The organism is Polyangium jinanense, from assembly GCF_028435365.1.
The window spans coordinates 1-12,309 of the sequence record NZ_JAGTJJ010000006.1; the positions used below are offsets into that span (position 1 = coordinate 1).

Genomic DNA, 12,309 nt, shown 5'->3' on the forward strand with positions numbered 1-12,309 from the left:
AGGATCGTCGTTGGTCTTGACCTGGCCTGTTCGATGAACTGCGCATCGCGCAGTTCATCGACCCCGGGTCCAGCGCTTGCGCTGGTCCAGGTCCAGGGGCGGATAGCCCCGGTGGGGCCTGGGGCAACGCCCCAGCGAGGCGCCTCCCACGACAGACAATTGACGCGTCCGCGCGAGATCGGTACGTGTCCCCGACTCGATCCTTACGGAAGGCGCAATGGCCCTCGATCTCTCGAGTCTTGGCTCCACCACGGAGCCGAGCTCGCTCACCTACGACTGGAAGACACTCGCGCTTTACGCGCTCGGCATCGGCGCGAAGCGCGAAGAGCTCGCTTACCTCTACGAGGGCACCGAAGGCGGGCTCAAAGTTTACCCGACGTTCGCCGTGATTCCGGCGACGGAGCCCGTGTTCAAGTCGCTCGCGCGCACCGGCGGCAACTTCGCCATGGTCGTCCACGGCGGCCAGAAGATCCGCGCCCTCGCGCCGATCCCGCCCTCGGGCACGCTGCTCACGACCGCCACGATCCGCGGCATCTACGACATGAAGAAGCTCGCGCAGGTCGTCATCGACACGACGACCACGCTCGAAGGCGGCGAGCGCGTCTACGAGACGACCTGGTCGATCCTCTACCGCGGCGAAGGTGGCTTCAGCGGCCCGCGCCCGCCCTCCGATCCGGACGAACCTTCGATCCCCAAGGATCGCGAGCCGACGTTCACCTACGAGGAGACGACGTCCCCCGAGCAAGCCCTGCTCTATCGCCTCTCGGGCGACATCAACCCGCTGCACGCCGATCCGGCGCTCGCTGCGTCGGTGGGCTTCCCGCAGGGCCCGATCCTGCACGGGCTCGCGACGTACGGGTTCGCGGCGCGGGCCGTGGTGAAGGGTCTCCTCGAGGGAGATGCCTCGCGCCTCAGGGCTTTGTCCGCGCAATTCCGCAAGCCGGTCTGGCCTGGGGAAACGATCGTCACGAAGGGATACTTGCTCGAAGGTGGAAAGGTGGCGCTCCAGGCGAGCGTGAAGGGAAGACCGGACCCGGTGCTGACGGGCGGATACGCGGAGATCGCCTGACGAGCCGCCGAGGCGCGTGCTAACTCGACCGGACCGATCACAGGGTCATCGCCGCCCGCGCGGCAAGAACGGTGGGGCAAAGCCCTCTCTCTGAAGAAGTCATCATGAGCAAAGAGACCAAGAAGCAGCCCAAGGCCGAACAGGATCCCGAGCTCGACAAGGAGCAGGCGGAGGAAGAGGAAGAGGACGAGGAGGAAGAGGGCGCGGAAGGCGAGTCCGACGACGAGGAAGAGGACGAAGAGGAAGACGAAGAAGAGGACGAAGAGGAAGACGAGCACGCGCAACACCAGGGCCACGACGCCGCCGCGCACGGCGACGACGAGGATCCCTACTGGTGGACGCCGCACGTCGTCCTGGCCGTGCTCGTGCTCGTCGGCATCCTCGGCTTCTTCGGCATGTTCAACAAGCCGCTCGGCTTCCTCGCCGCGAAGCCCCAGGGCGGCGCCGCGCACACGGAGACGGCCGCGACGCAGCCTGCCACGCCGGCGACGCCCGCAACCCCGCCTCGCCCCACGGCACCTGCGCAGCAGCAGCCGCCGCGCGAGATGTTCGGCGCGAAGCACTTCCTCGTGATGTACAAGGGCAGCATGCGCGCGCCTGCGAACATCACGCGCACGAAGGAAGAGGCGAAGGCGCGCGCCGAGGAGGGCCTGAAGAAGGTCAAGGACGGCGCGAAGTTCGAGACCGTCGTCGGGGAGTACAGCGACGAGCCGAACGCGGGTGCCCGCGGCGGCGACCTCGGCCTCTTCCCGAAGGGCGCGATGGTCGGTCCCTTCCAGGAAGCGGTCGAGAAGCTGAAGGTCAACGAGGTCAGCGGCCTCGTCGAGACGCCCTTCGGCTACCACGTCATTTTGAGGACGAAGTAGTTCGTCACCGGCGAAGGGGGACGCGAGCCAACGCCGCGTCCCCACGCCTCCCTCACTTCTTGGCGATCGCGTCCTTCAGCCGCGCGATCTTCTCATCCTTGCCGAGCGAGACCTTCGCCACCTCGTCGGCCGTCATCCCGCTGCGCAGCACGCGCACCTCGTCGCCGATGCCCACGAGCCGGCTGCCCGTGCGCGCGACGATCCACTCGACCGCGGGCGCCTCGCCTTCCTTGCTCATGAAGCGCACGGCGCCGTCGCCGATCCCCTTCTCTTTCTGCGCCCCGGGCCCCTTGCCGAGCGTCGCGAGCACGTCCTTCGCCTGCTCGTCGTCCACGCGCACCATCACGGCGAACCGATACCGCTTGTCCGCGTCCTTGTAGTAGCCGAACGCGCCGCCGCCCGTGCTCGGGATCCCCAGGAGATCCTTGGTCACCACGCGCACGCCGAGCGGGATCCGGTTCGCCTCGGGCAACGCCGCCGCGGCCGGCGGGAGCGCCGTCTCGCCCGGCAGCTTCGCCCCGATCTCCTTCACGAGCGGCGCGAGCAGTTTGTCCCCGAGCGCCTTGATCGCGGGCTCTGCCGCGGCCTCGTCGTTGTACGTGATCTCCGCGAGGTGCGCGCCGCGCCAGAGGTACGCCGTCCCGAGCCCGAGCGCCGCTGCGCCCCCGCCCTCGATGGGCCGCGGCGTGTCCTCGCCCGCGGGATCTCCATCACCGACGACGCGCTTCGTGAACATCGCGTACGCGCCCTCGGTCGTGCCGAACTTCGAGAGGTGCACGTCGATCGTCGCCGCGCTGCCGCTGCCGTCGACGTACCTGAGCTCGACCACGCGGCGAACGCCGAAGCCTTTGTAGATCTCGCACTCGCCGTCGAACATGTCGCAGATCTGATCGAGCGGGAGGCTGCCGCCTTCGCCGTACGTCTTGTCGCCGCCGTTCGGGTCGAGGCAAAAACCCGCGGTGGTGCGCGGGAAAAACGCCGCGGACTGCGCGTCGGACAGGGTCCCGCCGCCGCCCGCGCAGGCCGCGGGTTTCGCCGCGGGAGGCGGCGGAGGCGCCGCGCCGCGAGGCTCCTCGTTCTTGCAAGCGCTGACGAGGGCGAGGGCGAGGAGGGAACCGATTGCCGCGTGCCGTTGAATCATGGTCGACCGCACATGCAACGATCAGAAGACCGGTGCAAGGGCACGAGGCCCCCGGCCCTCTGGATCCCGCAACTTTTGCAGAGCGTCGCAATCCGTAGCGGCTCGTCCCGCGCCGCACCTCGCATCCGGCCTTGCTCTCGGCCCGTTCCGCTTCCCCGAAAACTTTTTCTTCGAGGCACGAGGCTTGCTACCAATCATGTTGGTGGCTCGTTTCCTTTCTCGCCGGCTTCCCAGGACGCGGACCGCAGGTGCGGCGGATCGGGCGCGTGGCTTCACGCTGACCGAGATCCTCGTGGTCATCTTCACGATCGCGCTGCTCGCCGCGGTCGCGTCGCCCGCGTTCATCCGGATCATGCGCGACATCGGCATGAGTCGGCTCACGATGCAGCTCGCGGAGCTCTACCGCCGCGGCTACGTCGAGTCGTCCGAGCGCGCCACGTTCCTCGTGCGCTTCCGCAAGCCGAGCGGCGCCGTGCAGGTCGAGACCGTGCGCGCCGCGCTCGACACGCCCACGCCGACGCTGATTTCGCCGCGCGGCTGCAACACGATCAACTGGGACGACCCCGCCCTCGAGCGACAAACCTATCGGTTCGCCTCGACCGACAAGAAGACGCTCGTCGAAGTCGGCTTTCTCGGCCCCGACAACTCGATCCAGGACATCGCCGACGTCTGCTTCGCGCGCCGCACCGCGTTCGTCCGTTACAACGACGGCGCGTTCGTGCAGATGGTCGGCGCGGCGAAGCTGTCCGTGAAGAACCTCGCGAACGGCCGGATTCGCCGCGTGCTCGTGCCGTCGTTCGGCCTGCCGAGGGTGATCCAATGAAGCGGGCATCGCGTGGCTACACGGTCATCGAGGTCATGATGGCCCTCGCGATCCTCGCGGTCGGCGCGACGGGCGTGATCGCGCTGCAGAAGGTCGCGCTGATCGGCAACTCGAACGCGCGGATCGGCGACGGCGCGCGGCAGGTGGCGTCGACGTGGGCCGAGCGCCTCAAGACCGACGCGCTCCAGTGGAACGATCCGCTCGGCATCTCGGACATCGGCGAGACGCGCTGGCTCGCTGGTTCGGGTACGTACGATCCCGTGAATCCGCCCGGTCCGGCGCAATGGGTCCTCGCGCCCGAGGTCCCCGGCTGGAGCTCGCCCGTGGCCGACATCCACGGCGCGGACGTGCCCATCGCTGACACCACGACGAACGGCGTGTTCTGCACGCACCTGCAGATGGCGCGCGCGGTCCAGAAGCCTCTCTCGCTGGTCGGCGCGACGCACCCGATCGCGGTCCGCGCGCTCGTGCGCGTGATCTGGCGCCGCGACCTCGCGCCAATCACGGAGTGCCGCACGACCGCGCCCGCGAACATCGAGGAAAACGACGCGCGGTACGGCTTCTATTACCTCTCCACCGTGGTCGGCCAGGAGGAGGCCTCGAACTGATGCGCGCGAAACACCGCATCCTCCGCGATGCCGATCGGCGCGGCTTCACGCTCGTCGAGCTGCTCGTCGCGATCACCGCGGGCGCGCTCGTCGCCGCTGCGGCCGTGCTCCTTTCGAAGAACGCCGTGCGCATCTTCCAGGAGGAAGCGCGCATCTCGTACGCGCAGGTCGCCGTGGCGATGGGCCTCGGCCGCATGGGCACGGACCTCGAGCACGCCGGCCGCAACACCACGCGAAACCCCTTCACGGATCGTCGCATCTGCGCCCAGCCGAGCTTCGTCGACTGGCCGGCCGGCATGCGCAGGCTCGCGCCCGTCGTCATCGAGGCCCGCCCCGATCTGCCGCAAAACGCGGGCAATGACCTGCGCAATGAGCGCATCACGATCGCGGGCGATCTCGACTCCGGCGAGAACTTCGTCATGAGCACGACGCTGCCCGGCGCGAGCACCACGACGATCGTGCTCCAGCCGCAGAGCCGCGCGATCCGCCGCCTCGCGGCGCTCACGCAGAACGGCAACGTCGCATCGAGGCTCGCCGAGCTCTTCCGCGTCGGCCGCATCCTGCACATCGAGGGCCCGACGCACGACTACTACGGCCGCATCCAGGGGTTTGCCGCGGCGGGCACGCCGATCGAGTCGATTCAGGTCACGATCGAAAACACGCCCCTCGTGCCGATCCAGACCTCGCAGAGCGTGGGCCCCTCGTGCGGGATCAAGGGCTTCGGAAGCGGCTATCCCGTGCACGTGATCTCGCGCGTCCGTTACGAGCTCCGGTCCGTCGTGGCCGACGCGAGCTTCGCCGATTACGTGCAGCCGCTGAACCCCGTCACCGGCGACGTCGATCGCACCGAGCTCGTGCGTGTCGAGCTCGCGCCCGACGACTCCGAGATCCCCGGCACGCTGGAGCTCGTCACCGAGTACGCGGTCGGGCTGCGCTTCGGCATCACCGCGCTCGCCATCACCTCGCAGCCGGACGCGCCGGTCCTCGAGCGCTTCCCGATCACCGATCCCGTGCCGGACGCGCAGGTCTACGCGATCGCGGGCCCGCCCGACGTGCAAGGCAGCCGGCCCGAGGCCGTGCGCTCGGTGCAAGTTCGTCTCTCCACACGTTCCCGCGCGCCCGATCGGCCCACGCAGATCCCTTCGCCCGCGGGTCGCCCGTTCCGCTTTCTCGTGGGGAACGCGAAGGGCGCGGAGCGTTTCGCGCGCGTCCGCACGCTCGAGCGCGAGTTCGCGCTCGTGAACACGCGGGGAGGTGGGTCGTGAGCGTGATCGTCCGCAAAACCCCGAGCGCGATCGCGCGTCGTCGCGCGCGCGGCGGCGAGCGCGGGGCCACGGTCTTCGTGGTCGTGCTCGTCATCGCGATGCTCACGGGCATCGGCCTCTTCGCCGCGCAGGCGAGCACCATCGCCACGAGCACGAGCGGCATTTCGCGCGTCACCACGCAGAGCCGCTACTTCGGCGAGAGCGCGATGCACGCCGTCACCGCGAAGCTCTCGCGCGACCTCGGCGCGCAGATCGACTTTCTCGCGCGGCAAAACTCCACGGAGTGCCTCGGGATGTCGGGCGACCCGTACTACCAGAACTGCACGCGGTTCGGCCGGACGTACCTCGAGCAGGAGCTCCGCTTCGCGCTCTTCCAGCCGTACGACGCGCAGACCGGGCATCACGGCACGCTCGGCCGCAGCGAGAACGCGACGGCCGATCTGCTCGTCGAGATGAACGACCTCTACCGCATCGATCGCCCCATCGCGGGCTTCGACTACACCTCCGCGGGCGCGGCGAACGTCCACTTCATGAGCGTCATGCTCCATGGAACGGGCCGCATCCGGCTCGCGCCGCCGAACGGAGTCGCGAGCACCCTCTCGAGCACCACCTTCCGCGCCGAGCTCGTCGTCGGACCGATCTCCGGACCTTGAAGGAGGACCCATGCGAACCCTGACCCGCGTCCTCTCCCCGCCCATCGCCGCCGCAACGTTGCTCTCGATCGCGTCCTTCGCGCCGGTCGCCGAGGCGCAGATCGACATCAACCCGCCGCTGCCGAACGTGCTGCTCGTCATCGACACCTCGGGGTCGATGGAGAACATGGCGAGCGGCAAGCGCCCCGAGGAGGCCGGCGCGACGTGTGTCCCCGGCACGGCCACGCCGCTGAACCGCTGGGCCACGCTGGTCACGGTGCTGACGGGGACGATCCAGAACTTCTCGTGCTTCGCGCAGGATCGATCGTCGACCTCGTTCCTCAACGAGTTCACCCTGCCGAGCGGCCCCGAGCCCTACGATTCCAAGTACTACCTGCCCTTCCACCGCATCCTCTCGAACGGCTGCACCTACGGCCCGGGATCGATGGGCCCGGCCTGGTGGGACTGGCCCGCGAACGCGCTGAAGACGCACGCGTGGAACAACACGAACCAGGCCTGCGCATCGCCGGGCTTCCAGCAAGCGAACGACGGCTTGCTCGACACGTACCGCGATCGCGTCCGCTTCGGCCTGATGACGTTCGACACGCTGCCCGATCCCGGCACCGGCGCGAGCGGCTCCGTGCCCACGCCGAACGACGGCACGAAGGGCATGTGGAGCTACTACCCGAACTGGAGCTCCGGCGGCTCGCCCGCGGACGGCAACCCCCCGAACTGCGCGAACCAGCCGTTCGAGGTTGGCGCGCGAAACCCCGCCGCGCCGCCGTGGGAAGGCCGCCTCCTCGGCTTCGGCGCGCACGACGCGCCCATCGCGCAGGTGCAGCAGACGAACGATCGCATCCAGGCCTCGCTCCTCGCGATGCGGCCCTACGGCGCGACCCCGATCGCGGGCATCCTCGCCGACGCGCGCGACTACCTGATCAACGACGGCTCGGACGATCCGGCCACGGGCAAACCCTTCGGCCCGAAGAACGATCCGTACTTCGCGGGTCAGTGCCGCAACCAGTTCATCATCCTGCTCTCGGACGGCGAGCCGAACCTCGACCTGCGCGAGTCCTGCGCGACCGGCAACGGCAAGTGCCCCTACGCGCGGCCGCACGAGATCGCGCATCAGCTCGCGACGCTGTCGAACCCGATCAAGACCTTCGCCATCGGCTTCGGTTTGTCGCAGGCGGGGGGCACCGACTGCAGCACGCTCACGCAGAACGACATCGTGAGCCCCGGCGGCCTCTGCTCGAACGCGACGGGCACGCTCAAGGCGTGCTGCACGCTCTCGCGCATCGCGTACGAGGGCGGCACGACGCGCGCGTTCTTCGCGAACGACCTGCCTACGCTCAAGACCGCGCTCGATCAGGTCCTCGCCGTCGTCTCGTCCGGCTCGACGAGCCGCACGCTCCCCGTCTTCTCCACGGCCAGCGCCACGAGCCAGGGCAACGCCCAGGCCAAGGGCTACCAGTTCGTCACGTCCTTCGACGCGCCGGTCGGCTCGCTCTGGACCGGCAACCTCGAGCGCAAGCGGTACATCTGCGAGAACCAGTCCGGCGTCCTCAAGCCCGTGCTCGCGTCGATCGAGCCGGCCAAGGGCGACGACTTCGAGGCGAACCTCAACACGAACACGCCCGGCCGCAAGTTCTTCACGCTCGTCGGCCCGCAGGCGAACGGGCAGATCCACTCGCGCCGCTCGCTCCGGCCGGACGTCACCACGGACGACGGCCTCGGCCTTTACGGCGGCGCGAGCACGGGTCTGCTCGACGGCGCATCGTTCGCTTCGACGCTCGCGGCGACGCCGCCCGCGCTCGACATCCCGTCGAGCCCCGTGCCCGACGCGTGCAAGGTGATCGCCGGCTCGGGCGCAAGCGCGAGCACCTGCGCCGACACGGTGATCCGCTGGGAGGTCGGCATGCCCGGCGTACCGCAGTCGCGGTACGGCAACAGCTTCGGCAGCATCTACCACGCCTCGCCCGTCACGATGGGCGCGCCGAACGAGTACCTCCGCGACGAGTCGTACGCTGCGTTCGCCGCCGATCCCGTGATCAAGAAGCGCCCGCTCGTGCTCTTCGCGGCCACGACCGACGGCCAGCTCCACGCCTTCAAGGTCGCGTCGAACGATCCGGCCGACACGCAGCGCGTCGACACGCTGGAGAACAACGAGCTCTGGTCGTTCCTCCCGCCGCACGTGCTCCCCGGTCTTTTGGCCACATACGGTCGGCAGGCGTTCCTGCTCGATGGAAGCCCCGTCGTGAAGGACGTGATCTTCCAGCGCACGCGCGCGCAGGCGCAGGCCGGCGCGGCGGGCTCGCAGTGGCGGAGCGTGCTCGTCGCGGCCGGCGGCCCTGGCGGCAGTTTTTACTACGCGCTCGACGTGACGAAGCCGGCGGAGCCGCAGTTCCTCTGGCAGCTCTCGACGAACACGAACGGCGAGCCGCTCTTCGGGGCCACCACGATCAAGCCTGCGATCGCCACGATCGCCGTCGACGACGGCAACAACGACGTGAAGGAGGTCGCCGTCGCGATCCTCCCGGGCGGCACGACGACGCTCGCGAGCGGGAGCTGCCCGCGCCTCAAGTCGGCGACGAAGGTCTCGTCGTCCGACGCGTACCAGCCCAAGGTCAGCGGCGACGTGGTGCGGTGCTGGCACGACGCGAACGGCAGGGTTGGCGCGGCGCGCTCGCTCTCGGTCGTCCGCCTCGACACGGGCGAGCTGCTCATGAACTTCCGCGGCAAGGCCGACGACGGCCCTGTGCTGCCCTCGACAAAGGTGAAGGAAAACTCCTTCGACTCGCCCGTCACCGGCATCCCCGTCCCGTATCCCGCGCAGCCTGGCCAGGTCTCCGATCGCATCTACGTCGGCGACGCGGACGGCACGCTGTACCGCATCGACCTCACGTCGCCGAAGCCCGACAAGTGGACCGTCGATCTCGCGTGGGACGCGTACTCGTTCGGCAACGACACGGCCGCGACGCGCCAGCCCATCGAGACGCCGCCGATCGTCACGATCGATCCGATCGGCAACCCCGTCGTGCTCCTCTCGACCGGTGATCAGGAGACGTTCACGTCGAGCGCGGGCGTGCAGACGCGCGCCTGGTCGATCCGCGAGGAGCTCACCGGCTCGGGCACGTTCGTCACGAAGACCAACTGGGTCATCCCCTTCGAGAACGGCGTGCGCGTGACCGGCCCGATCTCGCTCTTCAACGGCGTCGCCTACTTCTCGACGTTCACGCCGACCGGCCTGCAAGGCAACGCGTGCGCCGATGGCTACGGCGCCGTGTGGGGTGTCGACTACTACCGGAAGAATGCTTGCAGTGCCAACGGTCCCACGCCGCCGACGGACTGGCCTTGCCCGCGGTACGTGCAGGATCCGGTGAACGCGCCGCAGACGTTGAGCTACTTCGAGAACCAGCCGCCCGGCACGGTCGTGTTCGGCGTGGCCGTCACGCAGACGCCGAGCTGCTACGGGGAGCTCAACTTCGCCGACCCCGCGTTCGGGGCGATGACGGCCGTGAGCAACTCGACGGCGGGCGAGTTCCAGCTCGTTTTCCAGACCGGCCAGGGCGGCACGTCGAGCGAGAACTCGAAGACGAACACCGTGACGAAACGCCTGCCGCCTCCGCGCACCTCGGTGAGGATCGACTCGTGGGGCCTCGTCCTCGAGTGAACCACGCGCTCCTCTGCGCCGCCGCGGCGCTCGTGCTGCTCTCGGCTTGCCGCGGGAGTGACGAACGCCGCGCGCCCACCGGCGCCCCCTCCGCGGCCCCGGCCCCGCGTCCCGATCAGCTCGCGCCCGGCGAGCTCGCCGAGGGCACGGTCGATGCGTTTGGGCTCAAACTACCGCGCGCCATGACGGTCACCGCGCAGTTCCCAGACGCCTTCTTCGCCCGGGGCAGCCTGCGCGCCGAGGACGTCGCGACCTACGTGAAAGAGCGCGTCGTCGCCGAGCGTGTCGAGTCGGCTCCGCCGAAGACGATCTTCCACGGCGCGACCGCGAAGTCCGCGCCCGCGCCCGCGCGTGTCCTCGGCATCGAGGTCCTCAAGCGGGACGATCACACCGAAATCGTCGTGCGCGACGTGACCCGCCCCCCCGCGAAGGATGGCCTGACCGAGGAAGAGCGGTGGCGCGAGCTCGGCCTCACACCGCAGGGACAACCCCTCGACCCCACCAAGCTCGAATAGGCTTTCCGGCCCGATGCGCGGCGCGTCATCGATCGTGCAAGCTGCGATCGTGCGTCCGTGCTGGACCGTACCGGACGACCATCGACTTTGACCCCGAATCGGACTACATCGCGCGGGGTGTCGACCATGGATCAGCCCCAGGTACCGCTTCGCAGGACCCCTCTTTACGATGAGCACGTCGCGCTCGGCGGCCGCCTCGTGCCCTTCGCGGGCTGGGAAATGCCCGTGCAGTACAAGGGCGTCACGGAAGAGCACCGCGCGGTGCGCACGGCCGTGGGGATCTTCGACGTCTGCCACATGGGCGAGCTCGTCCTTTCCGGCGACTACGCGGCGGACGTGGTCAACTACCTCATCACGAACGACGCGAAGCGCCTCATGGACGGACAGGCGCTCTATACCGTCGCGTGCAACGACGCGGGCACGATCCTCGACGACCTCATCGTCTACCGCGTGTCGCAGACCAAATGGCTCATCGTCTGCAACGCCTCGAACCGCGACAAGATGGCTGCGCATTTCCGGGCCGCCGCGGTGAACCACTGCGACTTCGACGACGCCTCCGATCGCACGGCGCTCATCGCGCTGCAGGGCCCGAAGGCCCTCGCGCTGCTCGCGCAGGCGGGCGGCGACGGCCCTGCGCTCGCGGAGCTGCCGGCCTTCCACTTCCGCGACGCCACGCTGGCGAACGTCCCGTGCACGGTGGCGCGCACGGGTTACACGGGTGAGGACGGCGTCGAGATCTTCTGTCCCACGGACGGCGCGGCGCAGCTCTGGCGCGCCCTCGTCCAGCTCGGCGGCCCGCTCGGCCTCGAGCCGGCCGGCCTCGGCGCGCGTGACACGCTCCGCCTCGAAGCGCGCCTCTCGCTCTACGGAAACGAGATCGACGAGACGACGAACCCGCTCGAAGCCGGCCTCAGCTGGGTCGTCAAGCTCGGCAAGGGCGACTTCGTGGGTCGCACGGCGCTCGAGCGCTTCAAGGCTGCGGGCCTGACGCGCAAGCTCGTCGGCTTCGAGATGACCGGCCGCGGCATCGCGCGGCACGGCTACCCGCTCCTCGACAAGGTGGGGATCAAGGTCGGCGTGTGTACGAGCGGCAGCCCCGGCCCCACGGTCGGCAAGAACATCGGCCTCGGCTACCTGCCCACGTCGCTCGCCGAGGTGGGCACATCGTTCGAGGTCGACTGCCGCGGCCGCTCGGTGAGCGCCGTCGTGGTGAAGACTCCGTTTTACAAGCGTTCGTCGTAGCGGAAGCGTCGTAGCAGGGGACAGGAGAGAGCCTTCGTATGAGCAGCAATGATGTTCGTTCGGATCGTCGGTACAGCAAGGATCACGAGTGGGCGAAGGAAGAGAACGGCCGGGTGCTCGTGGGCATCACGGCGTACGCCGTGGAACTGCTCGGTGACATCACGCTCGTGAACCTCGACGTGAAGGTCGGCGAGACGGTCACCCAGGGCAAGGCCTTCGGGACCATCGAGAGCGTCAAGTCGCTGAGCGACCTCTTCGCCCCGGTGAGCGGGAAGGTCGTGCAGATCAACCAGCTCCTGGAGCAGCAGCCGGAGAAGGTGAACGAGGATTGTTACGACCTCGGGTGGATGATCGCCGTGGAGCCCTCCGATCCGAACGAGCTCAATGGCCTGCTCGACGTCACTGCCTATACTGAGCTGCTGAAGACCGCCGGCCACTGAGACGGGCCGCGGCCTCCTCATCATCTCTCTCCACA

General features: G+C 68.9%; 11 protein-coding genes. 10 read left to right on the forward strand and 1 reads right to left on the reverse strand.

The genetic code is table 11. The features are described 5' to 3' along the window. The first annotated feature begins 217 nt into the window (after positions 1 to 217). Together KEG57_RS15030 and KEG57_RS15035 are read left to right on the forward strand one after the other, a co-directional pair. Positions 218 to 1,069, forward strand: coding sequence for a MaoC/PaaZ C-terminal domain-containing protein (locus KEG57_RS15030; RefSeq protein WP_272458569.1), 852 nt, complete (start codon positions 218 to 220; stop codon positions 1,067 to 1,069). 104 nt (positions 1,070 to 1,173) lie between these two features. After that, complete coding sequence (locus KEG57_RS15035; RefSeq protein ID WP_272419015.1) at positions 1,174 to 1,935, forward strand: peptidylprolyl isomerase; 762 nt, start codon at positions 1,174 to 1,176, stop codon at positions 1,933 to 1,935. Between the two features lie 52 nt (positions 1,936 to 1,987). Here KEG57_RS15035 and KEG57_RS15040 read toward each other — a convergent pair whose 3' ends face one another. After that, positions 1,988 to 3,076: a DUF6599 family protein gene (locus KEG57_RS15040; RefSeq protein ID WP_272419013.1), complete on the reverse strand. Its 1,089-nt coding sequence runs from the start codon at positions 3,074 to 3,076 to the stop codon at positions 1,988 to 1,990. Positions 3,077 to 3,272: 196 nt separating this feature from the next. On the opposite strand from KEG57_RS15040, the gene KEG57_RS15045 reads away from it, so the two are divergent. From KEG57_RS15045 to gcvH, 8 genes are all read left to right on the forward strand, one after another. Beyond that, entirely contained in the window at positions 3,273 to 3,899 is a 627-nt protein-coding gene (locus KEG57_RS15045) for a prepilin-type N-terminal cleavage/methylation domain-containing protein (protein ID WP_272458570.1), read from the forward strand. Next, on the forward strand, positions 3,896 to 4,507 hold the full coding sequence (locus KEG57_RS15050) for a type IV pilus modification PilV family protein (RefSeq protein WP_272458571.1): 612 nt from the start codon (positions 3,896 to 3,898) through the stop codon (positions 4,505 to 4,507). The genes KEG57_RS15045 and KEG57_RS15050 overlap by 4 nt, the downstream gene beginning before the upstream one ends. Further along, the gene (locus KEG57_RS15055) at positions 4,507 to 5,772 is read left to right on the forward strand and encodes a prepilin-type N-terminal cleavage/methylation domain-containing protein (protein ID WP_272458572.1); all 1,266 of its coding nucleotides are present in this window, start codon (positions 4,507 to 4,509) and stop codon (positions 5,770 to 5,772) included. The genes KEG57_RS15050 and KEG57_RS15055 overlap by 1 nt, the downstream gene beginning before the upstream one ends. Then, positions 5,769 to 6,425, forward strand: coding sequence for a hypothetical protein (locus KEG57_RS15060; protein WP_272458573.1), 657 nt, complete (start codon positions 5,769 to 5,771; stop codon positions 6,423 to 6,425). Before KEG57_RS15055 ends, KEG57_RS15060 begins: the two co-directional genes overlap by 4 nt. 10 nt (positions 6,426 to 6,435) lie before the next feature. Further along, positions 6,436 to 10,077 carry a pilus assembly protein gene (locus KEG57_RS15065; RefSeq protein WP_272458574.1) on the forward strand — a complete coding sequence of 1,214 codons (3,642 nt, stop codon included), beginning with the start codon at positions 6,436 to 6,438 and terminating at the stop codon, positions 10,075 to 10,077. Continuing rightward, complete coding sequence (locus KEG57_RS15070; protein WP_272419004.1) at positions 10,056 to 10,592, forward strand: hypothetical protein; 537 nt, start codon at positions 10,056 to 10,058, stop codon at positions 10,590 to 10,592. The genes KEG57_RS15065 and KEG57_RS15070 overlap by 22 nt, the downstream gene beginning before the upstream one ends. A 126-nt stretch (positions 10,593 to 10,718) precedes the next feature. After that, a complete protein-coding gene (gene gcvT, locus KEG57_RS15075; RefSeq protein ID WP_272419003.1) occupies positions 10,719 to 11,834 on the forward strand; it encodes a glycine cleavage system aminomethyltransferase GcvT in 1,116 nt (371 codons plus the stop codon). 38 nt (positions 11,835 to 11,872) lie between these two features. Continuing rightward, complete coding sequence (gene gcvH / locus KEG57_RS15080; RefSeq protein WP_272419001.1) at positions 11,873 to 12,274, forward strand: glycine cleavage system protein GcvH; 402 nt, start codon at positions 11,873 to 11,875, stop codon at positions 12,272 to 12,274. The last annotated feature ends 35 nt before the right edge of the window (positions 12,275 to 12,309 follow it).